Below are 17,552 nucleotides of genomic sequence, written 5' to 3' on the forward strand. Positions count from 1 at the left end.
TTAACGGATGGAAGGCAGAACGCCTCCCGCGGTCGCAGCCTTAGGGCGAGAGCTCGTCCGGCACCGTCTCCGCGGCGGCGATGATGGACGGCGGTTCGGCGGCATCAAGACCCATAGCGGCAATCAGCTTTTCGTTGTGGCCGTAGACATCACCAAAAGAGCGAATGGTGCCATCTTCGTCCACGCGCAGCGTGAAATAGGCAATGTGCACAGGGATCTGCTTTTGCGGGTTCACCCAGCGCTCGGAAGGGCCGAACATGGATTCAAGCGAAGCGCGCGAGATGTTGGGCTCATTGGCCATCAGCGCGTCAGCGAATTCCATTGGGTTCTGCACCCGTACACAGCCATGGCTAAAGGCGCGATAGGAGCGCGAGAACAGCGATTTGGACGGGGTATCGTGCAGATAGACGTCGTGCTTGTTGGGGAAGAGGAACTTGATCTGTCCCAGAGCATTGCCCGCGCCGGGGCGCTGACGCACACGGAAGGGAAAATTGGAGGCCGACACCTGGCTCCAATCCACCTGCCAGGGACTGACCGGGGAGCCGTTATAGAGCAGATCCATATTGTTGCTGTCGGTATAGCCCGGATTGCGCAGCACTGCCGGGGCGATTTCGCCGCGGATGATCGAGGAAGGGACGTTCCAATATGGGTTCACTACCACATGCCGGATATTGTCCGAAAAAACCGGCGTCTGGTTCTTGGTCGTGCCGACCACTACACGGGTCGTATATTCTTCCTGGCCGTTCCGCAGGATGGAGAGGCGGAACTCGGGGATGTTCACGAAAACGGTAAAGTCACCGAGGTCCGAAGGCATCCAGCGCCAGCGTTCCATATTGGCAATGATGTCCTCGCGCCGGGTCGCGGCACCGCCATTGAGCGCGGCGACCGTGGCCGGCCCGATAATGCCATCGACCTCCAGGCCCTGACCCTCCTGAAAGGCCTTGATCGCATCCACCGTCAGCTCGTCATAGAGCTGGGAGGTGGAGGCGGCCAGCTTTAGACGGGCGCGGATGGCGGGAAGGCGTGAATCGGAATTGCCCGGGCGCAGCACCGGACCGTCCCCGATGGGAAGGGGTCGAGCCGCGTCGGTTTTTGCGAAGTTGGCGAGAGCTGATTTGAGGGCCTGGAATTCACGGTGTTGTGGTTCCAATTCCATCAGGATGGCGGCCGGATCTTTGCTCTTGGCCAAGCGCTCGAGCAGAGCAGCTTCGTCGATGGGCTTGCGCTTGACATCAAGCAAAACGCTCACAGATTGCGGATCGATGCGTCCATTATGCAGGTGATCGGCATAGCGCATGGTGACGGCCGAGAACGCCGTTTCGAGCGTTGCCAGTTCGACACCGCCGCCAGAGAGCCGTGCGGCGTCGATGGATGGGGTCAGATAGTCGGCGGGGTCCAGGCCTTGTGCGGCTGCGTCCTGGAACAGGGCTATGATCTTGGCGGCGGCGGGCGAGAACGTGACGGCGCCATCGGCCCCCTGGGTCAGCCAGATCGGCTCGAAATGGCGCTCGCCATAAAGGAAGTAGAGCCTCTGGGCTTCTTCATGCGCACGCGTATCGGGGCGGGCGCCGTAATATGCGGCAGAGAGGCCGTTCTTTATGGTGCGGGCCAGGGCGCTTTGCGGCGGGGCAATGACGACGCGGTGCGTCTCAAGGCTCGCGACCTGCTGAGCCAGGGCCGGCGGAATCGCGGCTGTGGCGGCAACCAGGGCAAGAAGACTGACCAGAACCTTGTTCATGTTTGCTCCCGACAACGAACGACCGCGCCCGGTCCCATCGCGAATCTGGAAAGGCCGCGCGTATCAAGACGTCAATAGCGCGCATTTCTTAACAGGAGCAATTGCTCGCAGTTTCGTGAAACGCGGCTGTGGCCGGGTTGCAACGGTGCATGCCGGCCACAAGAGACCGAAGAGCCTGCCGCATGGCACGACGGACGTGGTCAGGCGGGATCGAAGGCATGAGGCTCCATCTTAGAGCACTTCTCCGACCTGGATGATGGTCCAGCTTACGAGCCCTTCATTGAGTGCGTGCCAGCGTCGCCGGCACCGACCTCAAAATTTGTAGTTGATGCCAGCACGTATGATCGAAAAACGCTGAGTGATGTCGCGGTTGCCGGTGGGAAGGCCCGCATAAGCCTGTTCACCCAAGTCAACATAGAGATACTCCGCCTTGAGCGAAATATTGCTGGTGGCCTGTGCTTCAAGGCCTAGACCTGCGGACCAGCCAAAGTGGTTGGCGGTCTGGGAGGTGACGACGCCAGTGCTTTCCTGCGCCACGCCGCGGCCGAAAGCGAGACCGCCAGTGGCATAGGGCATGACCTGACCCACCGGGACGCCGGCGCGGCCGCGTACAGTGCCGAAGAAATCCGTCTTGGCCTCAAAGGTGCCGCCGACGATAGGTTCGTTGTAACCGATACTGGCCCATTGCAGATCGGCTTCACCGCCGATCACAAAGCCGCCCATATCGATATTGTAGCCAGCCTGAGCGCCAAGGTGCCAGCCAGCACTGTTGTTATTGGCCTGGCCACCGGCCAGAGGCGGAGCGTTGGTGGTTGTGCCCCAGCCATAGCCGCCGCTGACACCGGCATAAAAGCCAGTCCACTGGGCCGCACTGGCGTTGCCATAGATTGGCGAGGTGGCGTTGCTGTTCCAGTTGAGATCTGCAGCCTGAGCTGACGCCCCGGCCGAGAGAAGGGCAAGAACGGCAATGACTGGATGTCGCATGTTGGCCTCGCGCGGGGTTAAGATACTGGCGACATTTCGCGCCAATTTCTTAAGAGCCCGGTAAGCAACAGGGTTAACGCGACTGCTTTCCAGTCAAATTGTCAGCGCCTCAGGCGGCGTCGTTGATCAGGCCTTCTGCCAAGCCGTATTCGTGGAGTTTGCGGTAGAGCGTGGAGCGGCCGATACCCAGCGCCCGAGCGACGCGCGACATGCGCCCGCCGTGGTGCTCGATGGCAAAGGCAATGGCCTGCCGTTCAATGTCCGAGAGCTGCTGGAGTTCACCGCTGTCGGACAGGAAGCGGTCGCGTGCTGCTGGCGGTTCGGGCGCGATGGGTGAGCGGGCGACCACAGCGTCGATATGCACCGGCTCGGTGAGTTCGACCACTTTCTCGACAGAGCGCAACGCCTCTTCGCGCCCGGCGGCCTGTGCCAGCACCTGCGGAAAGTCCTGCGTTTCGAGAAAGGCACTGTCGCTGAGCACGATGGCCCGATAAACGGCATTTTCGAGCTGGCGCACATTGCCCGGCCAGTCATACTTGCCCAGCAGTTCGGTCACCGCCGGGGACACGCCCAGCACCCGCTTGCCAGCCTCCGCCGAGAAACGGGCGATGAAATGGTTGATCAGTGCCGGCAGATCCTCCAGTCGCTCGCGTAGCGGCGGAACGTAGATCGGGAAGACATTGAGCCGGTAAAACAGATCCTCGCGGAACTCGCCGGATTTGGCCAGGTTGAGCAGGCGTCGATTGGTGGCCGAAATCAACCGCACATTGACCTTTTCGGGCCGGCTGGCCCCGACTGGTTCGATCTCGCCCTCCTGCAGGGCGCGGAGCAATTTCACCTGCGTTTCAAGCGGCAGTTCGCCGACTTCATCGAGAAAAAGCGTGCCGCCATGGGCTTCGGCAAATTTGCCCGGCTGATCGGCATGGGCGCCGGTAAAAGCACCCTTCTTGTGTCCGAAGAGTACCGATTCCACCAGATTGGGGGGGATGGCGCCGCAGTTGACCGTGACGAAGGGCCTGCCGGCGCGGTCACCCGTGCCCTGGATGATGCGGGCTACCAACTCCTTGCCGGTGCCGGACTCCCCTTCGATGAGCACCGGTATATTGCTTTTCGCGGCCTTGGCGCTCAGCGTTATTACCCGTGCCATGGCCGGCGCCGCGGCAATCATGTCTTTTTTGCTGAAGGTGCCCGACTTGCGGGCGTGCTCGGCGCGAATGGCGGCTTCGAGCGCATCCAGCTTCATGGCATTGCGCAGCGAGATGACGAGGCGCTCGGGGGCAACGGGCTTGACGAAATAGTCTGCCGCGCCCTGGCGCATGGCGGAAATGACTGTTTCCAGCGAGGCGTTCGCCGTCTGGATGATGACGGGGGTGGTGATCCCTTCCTTGCGCATGGCTTCCATTACGCCCATGCCGTCGAGATCGGGCATGACGAGATCAAGGATCATGGCGCCAAGCTGGGGGTCTTCGCGCAGGATTGAAAGGGCCTGTTCGCCGCCGGTTGCGGTGATCGGCTTGAACCCGGCGCGGTTGGCCACTTCCGAGGTCAAGCGCAATTGTACCGGATCATCATCCACCACCAGAACACGCGTCATATTCACCCCAAAAGCAACCTTGTGCGGCACGAATCGTGTTGTGCCGTTTTGGGAATGACGATGCCGCCCGCATCTTAAGAGGATGTTAATCCTAGCAAATTGACTGCGAGCCAGGAAAGAAAAAGGGCCGCGGCGTGATGCCGTGACCCTCCAGAGCAATTGATGATGTATGAATGGTGCTGCCTTATTGCCGCGTAGCGCTCTGGAGCTTGAAAAGTTCGTCCTTCACTTCGAGTTTTTTGCGCTTTAGGGCCGAAACCGTCAGGTCGTCGGCAAGCCGGTTCTGGGATTCAGTCTGGATCATCCGATCCAGTTCCTGATGGCGGCGTTCAAGCGCAGCGATGTGGCCTTCAGTCGTCATAACAACTCCTTTCAGCGTGTTGGACAAAGCCATCGTCACAAATATTTCATCCTTTGTCGACGCCGTTTCTGGCGCCCCCGGAAATCAGGTGCAAAACTTGTTGTGATCGGTTAACCAAGGCTAAGATTTGGCGCCTGAAATTCCGGTAAACAATGCTCTCGCTGACCAAGGAACAGGAAACCCAATTGGGGATCGAACTGGCCACAAAACGCCAGGAACACGCAGATCTCGACGCGGCGATCCACACCTTGAGCCAGTCGCAATTGGCTGATCGAATGCTCATTCAGCGCCTCAAGAAGCGCAAGCTTTCGCTCAAGGACCGGATTGTCCAACTCGAGAATATTCTGCTGCCCGACATCATTGCCTGAGTGCTCCGGCGCCTTGAGTTGTGGCAGGAATTGGGCTAGAGCGCCTGACGATCCGGCGAAATCGGATCGTGCGCTCTAGTTTTGGATTCGCATCGGAGTCGCCCGAAAACCGCATAACGCTTTTCGGTCCGATGCTTGGGTGCGCGCTTTGCGGAGCGGCACGGGGGAATCGCCATGCTCAAGCCACCGGTCGCCATTGTCATGGGCAGCCAATCCGACTGGCCCACCATGCGGCTGGCCGCCGAAACCCTCGAAACTCTAGAAGTCGAATACGAGGCACGTATCGTTTCGGCCCACCGAACGCCTGAGCGGATGGTGGATTTTGCGACCAATGCGCGTGAAGAGGGTATCAAGGTCATCATAGCCGGCGCTGGCGGCGCTGCGCACCTGCCGGGCATGATTGCGGCCATGACGACTTTGCCGGTGTTTGGTGTCCCGGTGCGGTCCAAGGCGCTGTCGGGCATGGACAGTCTCTATTCCATCGTACAAATGCCTGGGGGGGTGCCGGTGGGTACGTTGGCTATCGGCGAGCCCGGCGCCATCAATGCGGCGCTGTTGGCAGCTTCCGTGCTGGCGCTCAGCGATGACGAACTGGCCGACCGCCTCGACGCGCATCGTGCCCGCCAGACCCAAGCCGTACCCCAGTTTCCGTCCGATCTAGAGTAGTGCCTTGACCGACAAATCGACCGTTCTCGCCCCCGGCTCCACCATCGGTATTCTGGGTGGGGGACAGCTTGGACGCATGCTGGCGCTGGCGGCCGCCAGGCTTGGCCTAAAGAGCCACATCTATTGCCCTGATCCGCAGAGCCCGGCCTTTGATGTGACGCCGTTCAAGACCGTGGCCGATTATGACGATGTCGAAGCGCTCAAGGCCTTCGCGGCCCAGGTCGACGTCGTGACCTATGAATTCGAGAACGTGCCGGCGCCCACAGCCGAGGTGCTGGCGGGTCTCAAGCCGCTGCGACCCGGCGCCAATGCACTGGCTATTTCGCAGGACCGGCTGGCGGAAAAGGGCTTTCTGGCCTCCAAGAACATTTCCGTGGCGCCCTATCGGGCAGTGCACAGCCTTGACGATCTAAAGTCTGCTGTCGGCGAACTGGGGCTGCCGGCGGTGCTCAAGACGACGCGGCTGGGCTATGACGGCAAGGGGCAAAGGGTGCTGCGTGCGCCCGAGGATGCCGAGGCGGCCTTCAATGAACTGAAGCCGCACCCGCTGGTGCTCGAGGGATTTGTGCCCTTCGAGAAGGAAATTTCGGTGGTGGTGGCGCGCGGGCTGGATGGTACTGTGCGGGCTTTCGATGCTGCGGAGAATGTGCATCGGGATCATATTCTGTTCACTTCGACCGTGCCGGGCGACATCGCGCCGGGCGTTGCAAAACATGCGGCCATGCTGGCCAAGGTCATCGTCGTGGCGCTTGATTACGTGGGCGTTCTGGGCGTCGAGTTTTTTGTCGTTGGCGGGGAGCGTCCAGCTCTGCTGGTCAATGAGATCGCCCCGCGCGTGCATAATTCAGGACACTGGACCGAGGCTGTATGCCTGACCGACCAGTTCGAACAGCATATTCGCGCCATTGCCGGATGGCCGCTGGGTGATCCGCAACGCATGGCAGATGTGGTCATGCAGAACCTGATCGGGGACGAGGTCGATCAGGTGCCGAACGGGATCGATGGCGATACGCAGCCGCATCTTTACGGCAAGGCTGAAGCGCGGCCCGGGCGCAAGATGGGGCACATCAACACAATCGTGCGCGGCTGAAGCCTTATCGCCGCAGCCAGGCGTTCATCGCTTCCGCCACCGCTTCTGGATTCTCCAGCGTGGGGACATGACCAGCGTTGGGGAAGATTGTCAGTTCGGCGCTGGGTATGAGGCCGGCCATTTCTTCTGAAAGCGGCAGAGGGATGAGCTTGTCCTCCGCGCCCACTCCAACCAGCGTGGGAACGCCTATGTCTCTGAGAAAAGGGCGGGAATCAATGCGCGCCATGATGGCCGCCTGCTGACGCAAATAGGTGTCCGTTCCGACCCGCATGGCCATGTCATGCACCTGATCGGCCACCGGGCCTTCCAGATGTGCCGGCGCCAGCAGGCCGGGCAGGGCCATTCGCGACACGAGGGCCGACTTGCCCTGCCGCACCAATTCCATCTCCGCCAGGCGGGCCTGTTTGCGTTCGTCAGTGTCGGGGCGGGCATTGGTGTCGAGCAGGGCCAGATGGGTCACGCGTTCCGGCGCCTGACGCATGATTTCGAGCACGACATAGCCCCCCATCGACAGACCGGCGAGGGCGAAGCGGGGCGGCGCGGCGGCGAGGATGCGGCCAGCCATGCCGGCAATGGTGTCGTCGAGCGAGACATCGGCTACAGCCGGGGCGATATGGCTATCCAGGCGCAAGATGACCGGGTGGTAAAGAAAGCCGTCGCACCTTAATCCGGGCACCATGACGAGGGGTTGAAACATATTGGCCTCCAGCACTTCGAAGCCAAAGGGGTAGTCTGAGACAGCAAAACCCACAAGACGCGCACATTTTTCCCGGTATTGAGTGTGGACAGGCCGCCAATGTTGGGCTATAGAGCGCGCCACGGTGACCGGCTCGGCTGGTCGGCGGGGTGGTCTGCATGGCCATGCCGTATGTCTCCAAAAAGTTTGCATAGCTCTGAAAGGGCGGTTGACCTTTGCAAGTAGTCGTTCGCGATAACAATGTTGACCAGGCGCTGCGCGCACTGAAGAAGAAGCTGCAGCGTGAAGGTGTCTTCCGCGAAATGAAGCTGCGCAACTATTATGAAAAGCCCTCTGAAAAGAAGGCTCGCCAGAAGGCCGAGGCCGTCCGCCGCGCCCGCAAGCTGGCCCGTAAGCGCGCTCAGCGCGAAGGCGGTATCGTGGCCACTGGTCGCGGTTAAGCGCTGCAGAAGCTCATGATCGAACGCCGTCCCTTGCGGGGCGGCGTTTTTTATTGCCCGGGAACCAGGCGACGGTGCAGCATGGCGGTGGCTATGGTCAGCACCGCCAGCAATGGCAGAACGACGGTCAGCGCCGCCCGGGCATCGGCAAACAGCGTGACGGCCAATAGCGAGGCGACAAAGCCCCCGCCCATCTGGAAAAAGCCGGCCATGACGCTGGCCGCACCGGCCATGTGACCATAGCGTGCCATGGCTGCGACCGTGGCGCTCGGACCGATGGCCGGCAGGGCAAGCATCCACAGGCTCACCGGCGCCATGACGGCCAGGACCGACTGGGGAAAGAGCCGCGGGGCCACCGCAAAGCCGAACCCGCCAAGGCCAAGCAGCACCAGCCCGACAACGACCAGTTGCGGCCCGTCCAGCCGATTTGACAGCCGGCCGGCGACCAGATTGCCGACGATGAAGGATCCGGTCTGGATCAGCAAGGCCATGGCGAATTGGAAAGGCGTAAGGCCGATATCCTCTATGAGGACGAAGGGCAGCAGCGCGGCAAATCCGTAAAAGCCGCCAAATGCCAGCGCCAGCATCAGGGCGGGCAACACAAAATCTGGCGCCCGCAACAGGTCCGCATAATTGCGGAGGATCCGGCGAGGGGCGAGCGGCACGCGCGCCGTTTCTGGCAAGGTCTCGCGCGCGCCAAAACCCAAAAGGGTGATGATTGCGACGCCAAACGCGGCCATGATGGCAAACATAACGTGCCAGCTTCCTGCCAGCATGATGAGGCTTCCCAGGGTCGGGGCGATGGCAGGCGTCACCGTGAGAATGAGATTGACCAGGGTAAGGATGCGTACCGCCTCCATACCCGTGAACTGGTCGCGCACCATGGCGCGGGAGATGGCGCCGCCCGCAGACACGCCGAAACCCTGCATCACCCTGCCCAGCAGCAGCATTTCCAGGCTCGGTGCCAGGACGCAGACCAGCGAGCCGAGCACATAAATGGCGAAAAATGCCGCCCCGACCCAGAGGCGGCCGAACCGGTCGGAAAGCGGACCGCATAGCAATTGCGAAATGGCGAAGGCGGCGAAATAGACCGTCATGGTCAGTTTGCCGCCCGCATCAGTGGTGCCCAGATCCGTCACGATTGCAGGCAGGGCGGGGCCGTAGAGCGTCAGGCTGAGCGGGCCCGTTGTCACCATCAGCCCGCCAATGATAGCGGTCCGCCTGGCTGACATGCCCAGTGGGCGCGGCGGTTTCACCGGTTCATCGCGCGGTCAAAGAAGGGCTTGGCACGATCCCAGATGCCGGCATCCCAGAGGTCAGAATGGTCGGCGCCCTCGACGATCCAGAGCTCATCCGGATTGGGGGCCTGGGCGTAAAGCCGTTCTCCATTGGAGAGGTCGATGGTGCGGTCGGCGGTACCGTGTGCAACCAGAACTGGTTCGCTGACATCTTCAATCCAGAGATCGTTGCGGAACTGGTCCTGCATGACCAGCGCCACCGGCAGGATCGGATAGCGTTCCGCCGCGACATTTACGGCCGAGAGGAACGGGGTTTCGAGCAGCAAAGCGACCGCATCCCGCTCGCTTGCTACATAAGTTGCCGGGCCCGACCCAAGCGAACGGCCCCAGATCAGGATTGGCGCTTCTGTTTTGGCATCCAGCCAGTCATAAGCGGCGATGGCATCGTCCAGAATATTGGTTTCTGAAATTTCGCCGGGCGAGGCGGGGAAGCCTCGATAGTCAAAGGCCAAAAAACCGTAGCCGTCGGCGGCGAAGCGCTCAAAGCGCTCGTGTTCTTCCGAGAAACTCTTGGAATTGCCCTTGAGATAGAGAATGACCGGCATGCCGGGCCGTGGTGCCTGATACCATCCGTTGATCGCGGCATCACCGCTCTGGATGGTGATATCGTCGGCATTGTTCAGTCCGGTATCGCCGAGGGCGACCACTTCGCCTCGCGCGCTATATTGTAGCGCACGCTGATTGAAATACATGTAGCCCACCACGCCGATGTAGCACGCCACGATGAGGACGAGCAGGGCGAGCAGAAAGCGCAGCAGCAGTTTCAAATGTCCAGTCCCGGATCAGACGATTTGCCCTGACTATAGCAGGGCGTAACACGTTGTCAGAGTTCCGAAATGATCTTGTCGAGCGCCTGGGCAAAAACCTCGTCGGGTTGCGCGCCGGACAATGCATATTTCTGGCCAAAGACAAAAAACGGCACGCCGCGTATTCCCTGTTCGGCGGCACTCGCGGCCAGCTGGTCGGTCACCTCGAGTTCATGCTCGTCATTGAAGGCATCAAGCGCGTCGCCACGATCCCAGCCATGCTCGACCGCAATATCGCAGAGCACCTGGTCGTCATTGATGGACTTGTACTCCAGAAAATGCGCATCGGTGATTGCCCTGGCGAGCTCGTGCTGATTGCCATTGGGTTTGGAGAGGCGGATCAGCGTGTGCGCCTTGGTAGTGCTGTAGCGGCGATCCTGCTTGCTCAAATCCAGTGAGATGCCGAGCCTGGCCGCCTCGCCTTCGACACGGGCGTACATTTCCTCTGGCTCGCGGCCGTATTTCTCGCGGAGCATTTCGTGGACATTGACGCCCTCGGGCGGCGTATTGGGATCGAGGAAGTAGGGATGGTGCTCAAGTTCGATGTCGACATCGTCCGGAAGCCGGGAAATCGCCTGATCAAGCCTTGCCGAGCCAACAAGGCACCAGGGGCAGACCACATCGGTGAACACGTCGATCTTGAGCAACTTGGTCATTACGGCCTCCGGATACAAATCTCCCGCCCAGATGGCGGTCGGGGCGGGAGCTGACAAGAGGGAACTTTGAGGTAACTGCTAGGCAGCAGGTTGGGTGTGGCCCGACTGAATGAGAGCAAAGGGCGGGCTATAGGCAGCGGCGATGGTCAAACCGAGAGCCGCGCCGGTGCCGGTAACGGCAAGCATCGGCGCCATCAACCAACCAGCCAGCGGCGCGGCAGAGCCGACGCGCTGAATAGCTGCCAGGGTACTCAGAAACATAGCCGTGCAGACCAGGCCCAGTTGCAGGGAATCGAGCAGGGGCGTGAAGAAAGGCAGCAGGCTGTAGAGAATGGTCAGGCCGATCAGCCATTGACGCGCGGTTCCGCGGACCTCCTGCTCTGTAAGCGCCCAAAAGGCGGCACCCAGAAGGGCGAGCTGGGCCAGATGCAGGGCCGCGCCGCCCCAGTGAGGAAGGCCGAATGGAGCAAAAAAGATCGGGAACACGCCGAAAGCACCAGCGGCAAGATGGATCAAGCCAAAGGCACCAAGGGGCAGGCTCACGCAGACGACCAGCCGCGCCGCAGATTGCGATGCGGTCATGGTATCGAGGTGGCCGTGAACGGCCTGATCGAGCATTGCTGTGGTGGCCATTTTGCGGCTCCCCGTTGGCGGATCGTGCTCCATCAATGGCTGGCGCTGATGAAGGGTTCCGCTTGCGTCAATCCGCTGGTGAGGGTCTGGCCCCTTGAAGATGGCGTGAAACCCCCGTATTCCGGGCGTTCCAGGAATGGAGAAGGCCCATGAACAGCGCCGAACACAATGAGCGGATCGACGCGTTGGAAACGCGCGTCGCCTATCAGGACCAGACTATCGAGGAGCTAAATGCGGCGCTGACGGCACAATGGCAAAGCATCGATCTCTTGACCAAGAAACTGGCCATGCTCGAAGAACAAATGCGTTCCGGCAGCTATATCGCCGACCCGGCGACGGAACGACCGCCACCGCATTACTGATGGTTCCCGCTCGCCCGTATTCGCGGAACGGACCGAAAATCAGGGCGCGGACCGTTCCAGTCCCACTGCGTCGCGAAACGCGGTGATGTGATCGGCCGGCGGTTCGTCGGCCGGTGAGGTGTCCGTCCAGTAAAAATTGTGGGTGAACAGCCGCCAACCCAGCCGCCCCCAGGTGATTTCGACTTTTCGGTCACTGACGCCGGGCCCGAACCGATCCGCGCCGGACAAAGGCCCCGAAATGGCGTCTCCAAGCAGAAACAGCGGGCTCTCGATACGGTCGAACAGATTGGTCCAGCGCACCACCGAGAACACGGCGGCATGGTGGGCGACAGGGCCCTTTTGCGGGTCTGGATAGATGGTGCCGCGCGCTTCGTCATAGGCCTGTGGGGGCGCCGTGGGCAGGACGCGCTCGGTTTTCATGCGGGCAAAGTCCGCACTACCATCCGTCACCAGGAATTCAGCACTGGAGAGGGGCGAGCCAAGGGTCACGAGGTCGGAAATCTTCCATCCCGATTGCGTGTCGGAGCCAGCCCGTCCCTTCTGCAGGCGCAGGGCCTCGTAAATCTTCCATTGCAGGGCCTGGTATTGGGCAATCTGCTCGCTGTTCCAGGCCTGCGGGGGGGCGTTGGACACGAAGTCATCCAGTGCTGAAAAGGCGGCCAGGGCGTCAGGACCCGGCGGGTTATCCTTGGTCGGACCCACCTCGCGCCAGAGGATATGGAGCAGATCATAGGCCAGGACCGACCCCAAAGAGTGCGCGACCACGACAATACGGTCATATTCGGGGTCTTCATGCAGCGCCTTGAGCAAGGCAAGCCCGCGGTTGCGGACACCTTGCCGGCTCTGCACGGTTTCAGTCTGGGCTGAAAGATAGCTCGCGGCATCGCCGAAATAGGGCAAGAGCAGGGTCGCGGCGAGGTAAGCCAAGGTGCCCAGGAGCATCAGATTGGCGACATGGCCGTTCCATCCAAAGCTGTCGAGAATGCCGATGGCGACGACGAACACCAGCATTTGTCGTGGCAGCCGCTTGATGAAGGAGAGCGGGCTGAAGAATTTGGGAAGCAGGATCAAAGCCAGCGCCGTGATACTGATGAGGTGGCCGCGCCAGGCGGAGGGGGCGACGAAACGGTCGAACCAATGGGTGTCCAGCACCTGCGGCAAAGCCAGCACGGCGGCGAGGGTGCTGATGACAGCCACAACCGTCAGCAGCCAGAACACTACCCAGGGCCAGCGCATGTGTCTTGGTACCTGAGCGGGATCAATCCAGAGCAGCCTTCGGATCCAGCGCCATAGATTGCGCATGGGCGTGGCATTGAGCAGGTCGGCATAATAGAGCTCGAAAAAGTCGGTTCGCCGCCCATTGTGCTCGGGGGTGGTGATGCGCTGGAGTTCATAAAGGCCGCTTTTATCGTCGGGCACGATCCAGATCGGGCGCGGCCGCGGATAGGCCTCCTCTGGCGTATCGAGCTGCGGATTGTCCTGCCAGAGCGCATGGACGAAGTCGCGAATGGTGCCCATGGGACGTTGCTCGCCCTGACCGTGAACGATGACAATCGCCTGACGCCGGATTGGCTCCGGCTTGGGCGCAACAGTGCGTCGGCGCGTTGTTCTGGCCATGGTCCTCCCCCGCAGAGTAAGGAGACTAAGGCAAGCGGGGTCAGGAGAAAACCGGCTGCCCTACATTGCTGTCGAATAGCCGACCCAACCGGCCACGCCGACCAGCAGGATGGCAAAGACCGCCCCCATGAGCCGGCGCCGCGCGGGCACGGTCAATAGGGGCTGGACCGTGCCGGCCAGCAGCACCACGACGGCGTGCACGAGCGTTGCCACGACCACGTAAACTGCGCCGAACAGCAGAGCCTCCCGGGTTGACGTCGTCGAGAGAAACCCGGGCATGACCGTGACGTAGAACAAGGCGGCCTTGGGGTTGAGCAGATTGGTGATCAACCCGCGCAGGAAAAAGCGTCGCGTGCCCTCGTTCGGATCGACGGCATCGATGGGCTTGCGGGAATCGCGCCAGGCTTCCCAGGCGAGGTACAGCAGGTAGGCCACGCCGGTCCACCGCAGACTCTGATAGAGCCAGGGGTGCTCGGTCACCAGCGTGCCGAGGCCGAGAACGGCCAATAGACCCAGTCCGGCCAGGCCCAAAGCGACCCCTGCGACGGCCACCAGGCCAGCAACGCGGCCCCGGTCGGCAGCCAGGATGGCCAGATAGGCCATGTTGGGGCCGGGAGTGAGCTCGATCAACAAGCTTGCCAGCGCAAATGCAAGAAGCGCGGCACTCATGGCCGCGCTTCCCAATTGTTGTCTGGTGCCGCCAAGGCCCTAGTGGCCGAACGCCTTGACGATGTCCTCGGTGACCTTCTTGGCGTCGCCGAACAGCATCATGGTGTTGTCGCGGAAGAACAATTCGTTCTGCACACCGGCATAGCCGGCAGCCATGCCACGCTTGATGAACAGCACGGTGCCCGCATCCTCGACGTTGAGAACCGGCATGCCATAGATGGGCGAAGTCTTGTCGGTCTTGGCCGAAGGGTTGGTGACATCATTTGCGCCGATGACAAAGGCCACGTCGGACTGGGCAAATTCGGAGTTGATGTCTTCGAGTTCGAACACTTCGTCATAGGGCACATTGGCTTCGGCCAGCAGGACGTTCATGTGCCCCGGCATGCGGCCCGCCACCGGATGGATCGCGTATTTGACTTCAACGCCTTCGGCCTTGAGCAGGTCAGCCATCTCGCGCAAGGCGTGCTGGGCCTGGGCGACTGCCATGCCGTAGCCGGGCACGATGATGACCTTGCCGGCGTTCTTCATCAGGAATGCCGCGTCGTCAGCGGCGCCCTGCTTGACCGGGCGGTCATCCTCGCCAGCGGCCGCGCCGCCAGACGTATCGCCGCCGAACCCACCCAGGATAACCGAGATGAACGAACGGTTCATGGCCCGGCACATGATGTAGCTCAGGATGGCACCCGAGGAACCCACAAGGGCGCCGGTGATGATCAGGGCAGTATTGCCCAGGGTGAAGCCGATGCCGGCTGCCGCCCAGCCCGAATAAGAATTGAGCATGGAGACCACGACCGGCATGTCAGCGCCGCCGATGGGGATGATCATCAGCCCGCCCAGCACCAGGGCAAGCAGGGTGATCACCCAGAACAGCCAGGGATCGCCTGTGACGGTGAACATCCAGACCAGGGCGACGATGGCGACGCCCATGGCAATATGGATGAGATGGCGCATGTGCAGAATGATCGGCTTGCCGCTCATATTGCCGTTGAGCTTGGCAAAGGCGATGACCGAGCCGGTGAAGGTGAAAGCGCCGATGGCCGTGCCGATCGACATTTCAACCAGCGCCTGGGCATGGACGGCCCCGACTTCACCGATGCCGAAGGCTTCCGGCGCATAGAGGGCGGCGGCGGCGACGAAGACGGCGGCCAGACCCACCAGCGAGTGGAAGGCGGCGACGAGCTGGGGCATGTCGGTCATCTTGACCGAGCGCGCGATATAGGCGCCGATGCCACCACCCAGGGCGAGACCGCTGATAATCAACAGCCAGCTCATGAAGTCGCTGGGTGCAGCCACCATCAGCGTGGTGACCACGGCGATGCCCATACCGATCATGCCAAAGAGATTGCCCTGGCGCGATGAGGAGGGGTGGGACAGGCCCCGGAGGGCCAGGATGAACAGAACGCCCGAAACCAGATAGAGAAGGGCGGCGATGTTTGCGTCGATCATTTCGATCAGCCCTTCTTCTTGTACATGGCCAGCATGCGCTGGGTCACCAGGAACCCGCCAAAGATGTTCACCGACGCGAATACCAGCGCGATGAAACCGAAAAGCTTGGAGACCCAGCTGGCGTCGCTGGCCAGTTGCACGCCGACGGCGAGCAGGGCACCGACCACGATGACAGAAGAGATGGCGTTGGTGACGCTCATCAGAGGGGTGTGCAGCGCCGGGGTGACGCTCCAGACCACGAAATAGCCCACAAAGATCGCCAGCACGAAAATGGCGAGGCGGAAGGTGAAGGGGTCGATGGCGCCACCAATGGCCCCGTGGGCCACGGCTGCGCCGACATCGGCGATGTGTTCGGCCGTCGTTTCCATTTACTTGTCTCCTCCCTCAGGGGCGGCAGGCTTGTTTGCAGCCGGCTTTCTGGCAGCGGGCTTTTTGGCCGCCGGCTTTCTGGCTGCTGGTTTCTTGGCTGCTGGTTTCTCGGCCGCTGCGGCTTTGGCGGCGGGAGCTGTGGCCGACGCATCAGCCTGCGGGCCTGCTTCGGCCGCGGCGGCCTTGGCTGCGGGCTTGCGGGCTGCCGTCTTGCGCGGGGCCGGCTTGGCTTCCGGTGCCTGGCCGGCATCGGCCTTGGGCGCTGTGGCTGTCTTGCTGGCGCTGGTCTGGCTTGCGGTGGCTTTGCCGGCCGACGGCTTGCGCGTCGCTGGCTTTTTTGCAGCGGGTTTCTTGGCTGGCGCGGGCTTGGCCTCGGTGTCGCCTGCCGTGTCCGTCTTGGGCGCGGCAAAAGCCGAATGCACGACGGCGCCGTCGCGGGTCAAGACGGTGGCCTTGACCAGCTCGTCATCCCAGTTGACGGCGAGCTTCTTTTCCTTGGCATCGATCAGCGTGGTGATGAAGGCGAGAAGGTTGCGTGCGTAGAGCTGGCTGGCCGTTGTCGGAATGTGGCCGGCCAAATTGGTGTAGCCGATAATGGTCACGCCATCATGGGTGATGACCTTGCCCGGCTGTGTCAGCTCGACATTGCCGCCGCGTTCGGCAGCCAGATCGACAATCACCGAGCCCGGTGCCATGGATTCGACCATGGCTTTGGTCACCAGCTTGGGCGCCGGACGCCCCGGGATCAGTGCGGTGGTGACCACGATGTCCTGCTTGGAGATGTGCCCGGCCACCAGTTCGGCCTGGGCCGCCTGTTCGTCCTTGGTCAGTTCGCGGGCGTAGCCGCCGGTGCCCGATGCGTCCTTGAGTGCCTCGGTCATAATGAACTTGGCGCCAAGGGATTCCACCTGCTCGCCGGCGGCAGCGCGAACGTCGGTGGCCGACACCACCGCGCCAAGGCGCTTGGCGGTGGCAATGGCCTGCAGGCCCGCCACACCAGCGCCCATCACAAAGGCCTTGGCCGGACGCACGGTGCCGGCAGCGGTCATCATCATGGGCATGGCCCGGTCGAAGACCTTGGAGGCTTCGATGACGGCCTGATAGCCGGCCAGATTGGCCTGGGAGGAGAGGATGTCCATGACCTGCGCGCGGGTGATGCGCGGCATGAATTCCATGGACATGGCCGCTACGCCCGCCTTGGCGAGTGCGGCAACGTCCTGTTCATTGCCGTAGGGGTCAAGCGCACCGACGAGGAGGGCGCCCTTGTTGACGCCTCCCAGCTCGTCGGCGGCCGGACGACGCACACAAAGCACGATATCGGCGCCTTTGAGCGTTGCTGCGGCGGTCGCCCCAATCGTGGCGCCAGCCTGCTGGAAGTCATCGTCGGAAAGACGCGAGGCTTCGCCCGCGCCCTTTTCAACGGCAACTTCCGCGCCCAGCGCAATGTATTTGGCGATGGTTTCGGGCGTTGCCGCGACGCGGCTCTCACCCTCGAACCGTTCGCGCAAAACGGCAATCTTCATGGAAACTCTCCTGCCCACCTGCCCGGGGGCAGGCGCGTTTCGTGTGCCTGCGGATTATTCTGCGATCAGGGATTGATCACGAAATAGAGGATGATCATCAAAACCGCCGTTCCGTAAACGGACCACTTCACGCCGGTGATGAAGCCATTATAGGTCTTCTCGTGTTCGGCGTAGTCCATACCAGATTCCAGTACCGGCTCGGGGTGGTGTTCGGGGCGGGTTTTGGCCATTGGGT

At 61.8% G+C, this 17,552-nt stretch carries 20 protein-coding genes; 5 read left to right on the forward strand and 15 right to left on the reverse strand.

Translation table 11 applies throughout. The features are described 5' to 3' along the window. Positions 1–40: 40 nt before the first annotated feature. From ACE4RL_RS05300 to ACE4RL_RS05315, 4 genes are all read right to left on the reverse strand, one after another. The gene (locus ACE4RL_RS05300) at positions 41–1,738 is read right to left on the reverse strand and encodes a murein L,D-transpeptidase (protein ID WP_375599477.1); all 1,698 of its coding nucleotides are present in this window, start codon (positions 1,736–1,738) and stop codon (positions 41–43) included. A gap of 312 nt (positions 1,739–2,050) precedes the next feature. Next, complete coding sequence (locus ACE4RL_RS05305) at positions 2,051–2,722, reverse strand: outer membrane protein (RefSeq protein ID WP_375599478.1); 672 nt, start codon at positions 2,720–2,722, stop codon at positions 2,051–2,053. 109 nt (positions 2,723–2,831) lie between these two features. Beyond that, positions 2,832–4,316, reverse strand: coding sequence for a sigma 54-interacting transcriptional regulator (locus tag ACE4RL_RS05310; RefSeq protein WP_375599479.1), 1,485 nt, complete (start codon positions 4,314–4,316; stop codon positions 2,832–2,834). A 184-nt stretch (positions 4,317–4,500) separates the two neighbouring features. Continuing rightward, positions 4,501–4,677 (reverse strand): YdcH family protein, encoded by a 177-nt coding sequence (locus ACE4RL_RS05315; protein ID WP_375599480.1) that lies wholly within the window; start codon positions 4,675–4,677, stop codon positions 4,501–4,503. A gap of 161 nt (positions 4,678–4,838) precedes the next feature. Between ACE4RL_RS05315 and ACE4RL_RS05320 the strand changes: the two genes are divergently transcribed. The 3 genes from ACE4RL_RS05320 to ACE4RL_RS05330 all read left to right on the forward strand — a co-directional run bounded on the left by ACE4RL_RS05320 (position 4,839) and on the right by ACE4RL_RS05330 (position 6,801). Continuing rightward, positions 4,839–5,045: a YdcH family protein gene (locus ACE4RL_RS05320; protein ID WP_375600236.1), complete on the forward strand. Its 207-nt coding sequence runs from the start codon at positions 4,839–4,841 to the stop codon at positions 5,043–5,045. A gap of 174 nt (positions 5,046–5,219) precedes the next feature. Then, complete coding sequence (gene purE / locus ACE4RL_RS05325; protein ID WP_375599481.1) at positions 5,220–5,711, forward strand: 5-(carboxyamino)imidazole ribonucleotide mutase; 492 nt, start codon at positions 5,220–5,222, stop codon at positions 5,709–5,711. A gap of 4 nt (positions 5,712–5,715) precedes the next feature. After that, positions 5,716–6,801: a 5-(carboxyamino)imidazole ribonucleotide synthase gene (locus ACE4RL_RS05330; RefSeq protein ID WP_375599482.1), complete on the forward strand. Its 1,086-nt coding sequence runs from the start codon at positions 5,716–5,718 to the stop codon at positions 6,799–6,801. 4 nt (positions 6,802–6,805) lie between these two features. On the opposite strand, the gene ACE4RL_RS05335 is transcribed toward ACE4RL_RS05330, so the two are convergent. Further along, the gene (locus ACE4RL_RS05335) at positions 6,806–7,498 is read right to left on the reverse strand and encodes an alpha/beta fold hydrolase (RefSeq protein ID WP_375599483.1); all 693 of its coding nucleotides are present in this window, start codon (positions 7,496–7,498) and stop codon (positions 6,806–6,808) included. Positions 7,499–7,713: 215 nt separating this feature from the next. On the opposite strand from ACE4RL_RS05335, the gene rpsU reads away from it, so the two are divergent. Beyond that, positions 7,714–7,938 carry a 30S ribosomal protein S21 gene (gene rpsU, locus ACE4RL_RS05340; protein WP_375599484.1) on the forward strand — a complete coding sequence of 75 codons (225 nt, stop codon included), beginning with the start codon at positions 7,714–7,716 and terminating at the stop codon, positions 7,936–7,938. Positions 7,939–7,988: 50 nt separating this feature from the next. Here the strand turns inward: rpsU and ACE4RL_RS05345 are convergent, their stop codons facing one another. The 4 genes from ACE4RL_RS05345 to ACE4RL_RS05360 form a co-directional block, all read right to left on the reverse strand. Then, positions 7,989–9,170, reverse strand: a complete 1,182-nt coding sequence (locus ACE4RL_RS05345) for a multidrug effflux MFS transporter (protein WP_375600237.1) — start codon at positions 9,168–9,170, stop codon at positions 7,989–7,991. A 20-nt stretch (positions 9,171–9,190) separates the two neighbouring features. Then, positions 9,191–10,003 (reverse strand): alpha/beta hydrolase, encoded by an 813-nt coding sequence (locus ACE4RL_RS05350; protein WP_375599485.1) that lies wholly within the window; start codon positions 10,001–10,003, stop codon positions 9,191–9,193. A gap of 56 nt (positions 10,004–10,059) precedes the next feature. Further along, positions 10,060–10,698 carry a DsbA family oxidoreductase gene (locus ACE4RL_RS05355; protein ID WP_375599486.1) on the reverse strand — a complete coding sequence of 213 codons (639 nt, stop codon included), beginning with the start codon at positions 10,696–10,698 and terminating at the stop codon, positions 10,060–10,062. A 78-nt stretch (positions 10,699–10,776) separates the two neighbouring features. Next, positions 10,777–11,331, reverse strand: coding sequence for a hypothetical protein (locus ACE4RL_RS05360; RefSeq protein WP_375599487.1), 555 nt, complete (start codon positions 11,329–11,331; stop codon positions 10,777–10,779). Between the two features lie 149 nt (positions 11,332–11,480). Here ACE4RL_RS05360 and ACE4RL_RS05365 point away from each other — a divergent pair, with 149 nt between their 5' ends. Further along, complete coding sequence (locus ACE4RL_RS05365; RefSeq protein WP_375599488.1) at positions 11,481–11,693, forward strand: SlyX family protein; 213 nt, start codon at positions 11,481–11,483, stop codon at positions 11,691–11,693. Positions 11,694–11,732: 39 nt separating this feature from the next. Here ACE4RL_RS05365 and ACE4RL_RS05370 read toward each other — a convergent pair whose 3' ends face one another. From ACE4RL_RS05370 to ACE4RL_RS05395, 6 genes are all read right to left on the reverse strand, one after another. Further along, complete coding sequence (locus ACE4RL_RS05370; protein WP_375599489.1) at positions 11,733–13,310, reverse strand: hypothetical protein; 1,578 nt, start codon at positions 13,308–13,310, stop codon at positions 11,733–11,735. A gap of 60 nt (positions 13,311–13,370) precedes the next feature. Beyond that, a complete protein-coding gene (locus ACE4RL_RS05375) occupies positions 13,371–13,979 on the reverse strand; it encodes a LysE family translocator (RefSeq protein ID WP_375599490.1) in 609 nt (202 codons plus the stop codon). 39 nt (positions 13,980–14,018) lie between these two features. After that, entirely contained in the window at positions 14,019–15,422 is a 1,404-nt protein-coding gene (locus ACE4RL_RS05380) for an NAD(P)(+) transhydrogenase (Re/Si-specific) subunit beta (protein WP_375600238.1), read from the reverse strand. An 8-nt stretch (positions 15,423–15,430) separates the two neighbouring features. Further along, entirely contained in the window at positions 15,431–15,793 is a 363-nt protein-coding gene (locus ACE4RL_RS05385) for a proton-translocating transhydrogenase family protein (protein WP_375599491.1), read from the reverse strand. Next, on the reverse strand, positions 15,794–17,317 hold the full coding sequence (locus ACE4RL_RS05390) for a Re/Si-specific NAD(P)(+) transhydrogenase subunit alpha (protein WP_375599492.1): 1,524 nt from the start codon (positions 17,315–17,317) through the stop codon (positions 15,794–15,796). 65 nt (positions 17,318–17,382) lie between these two features. Next, positions 17,383–17,547 carry an aa3-type cytochrome c oxidase subunit IV gene (locus ACE4RL_RS05395; RefSeq protein ID WP_116589997.1) on the reverse strand — a complete coding sequence of 55 codons (165 nt, stop codon included), beginning with the start codon at positions 17,545–17,547 and terminating at the stop codon, positions 17,383–17,385. Positions 17,548–17,552: the final 5 nt, after the last annotated feature.

The organism is Devosia polycyclovorans (assembly GCF_042181575.1).
Taxonomy (GTDB): domain Bacteria; phylum Pseudomonadota; class Alphaproteobacteria; order Rhizobiales; family Devosiaceae; genus Devosia; species Devosia polycyclovorans.

Bases quoted from the DNA above. Each gene is read 5' to 3' on its own strand.
- ACE4RL_RS05300 (WP_375599477.1), bottom strand. From the start codon at position 1,738: ATGAACAAGGTTCTGGTCAGTCTTCTTGCCCTGGTTGCCGCCACAGCC.
- ACE4RL_RS05305 (WP_375599478.1), bottom strand. From the start codon at position 2,722: ATGCGACATCCAGTCATTGCCGTTCTTGCCCTTCTCTCGGCCGGGGCG.
- ACE4RL_RS05310 (WP_375599479.1), bottom strand. From the start codon at position 4,316: ATGACGCGTGTTCTGGTGGTGGATGATGATCCGGTACAATTGCGCTTG.
- ACE4RL_RS05315 (WP_375599480.1), bottom strand. From the start codon at position 4,677: ATGACGACTGAAGGCCACATCGCTGCGCTTGAACGCCGCCATCAGGAA.
- purE (WP_375599481.1), top strand. From the start codon at position 5,220: ATGCTCAAGCCACCGGTCGCCATTGTCATGGGCAGCCAATCCGACTGG.
- ACE4RL_RS05335 (WP_375599483.1), bottom strand. From the start codon at position 7,498: ATGTTTCAACCCCTCGTCATGGTGCCCGGATTAAGGTGCGACGGCTTT.
- ACE4RL_RS05345 (WP_375600237.1), bottom strand. From the start codon at position 9,170: ATGTCAGCCAGGCGGACCGCTATCATTGGCGGGCTGATGGTGACAACG.
- ACE4RL_RS05355 (WP_375599486.1), bottom strand. From the start codon at position 10,698: ATGACCAAGTTGCTCAAGATCGACGTGTTCACCGATGTGGTCTGCCCC.
- ACE4RL_RS05360 (WP_375599487.1), bottom strand. From the start codon at position 11,331: ATGGCCACCACAGCAATGCTCGATCAGGCCGTTCACGGCCACCTCGAT.
- ACE4RL_RS05365 (WP_375599488.1), top strand. From the start codon at position 11,481: ATGAACAGCGCCGAACACAATGAGCGGATCGACGCGTTGGAAACGCGC.
- ACE4RL_RS05370 (WP_375599489.1), bottom strand. From the start codon at position 13,310: ATGGCCAGAACAACGCGCCGACGCACTGTTGCGCCCAAGCCGGAGCCA.
- ACE4RL_RS05375 (WP_375599490.1), bottom strand. From the start codon at position 13,979: ATGAGTGCCGCGCTTCTTGCATTTGCGCTGGCAAGCTTGTTGATCGAG.
- ACE4RL_RS05385 (WP_375599491.1), bottom strand. From the start codon at position 15,793: ATGGAAACGACGGCCGAACACATCGCCGATGTCGGCGCAGCCGTGGCC.
- ACE4RL_RS05390 (WP_375599492.1), bottom strand. From the start codon at position 17,317: ATGAAGATTGCCGTTTTGCGCGAACGGTTCGAGGGTGAGAGCCGCGTC.
- ACE4RL_RS05395 (WP_116589997.1), bottom strand. From the start codon at position 17,547: ATGGCCAAAACCCGCCCCGAACACCACCCCGAGCCGGTACTGGAATCT.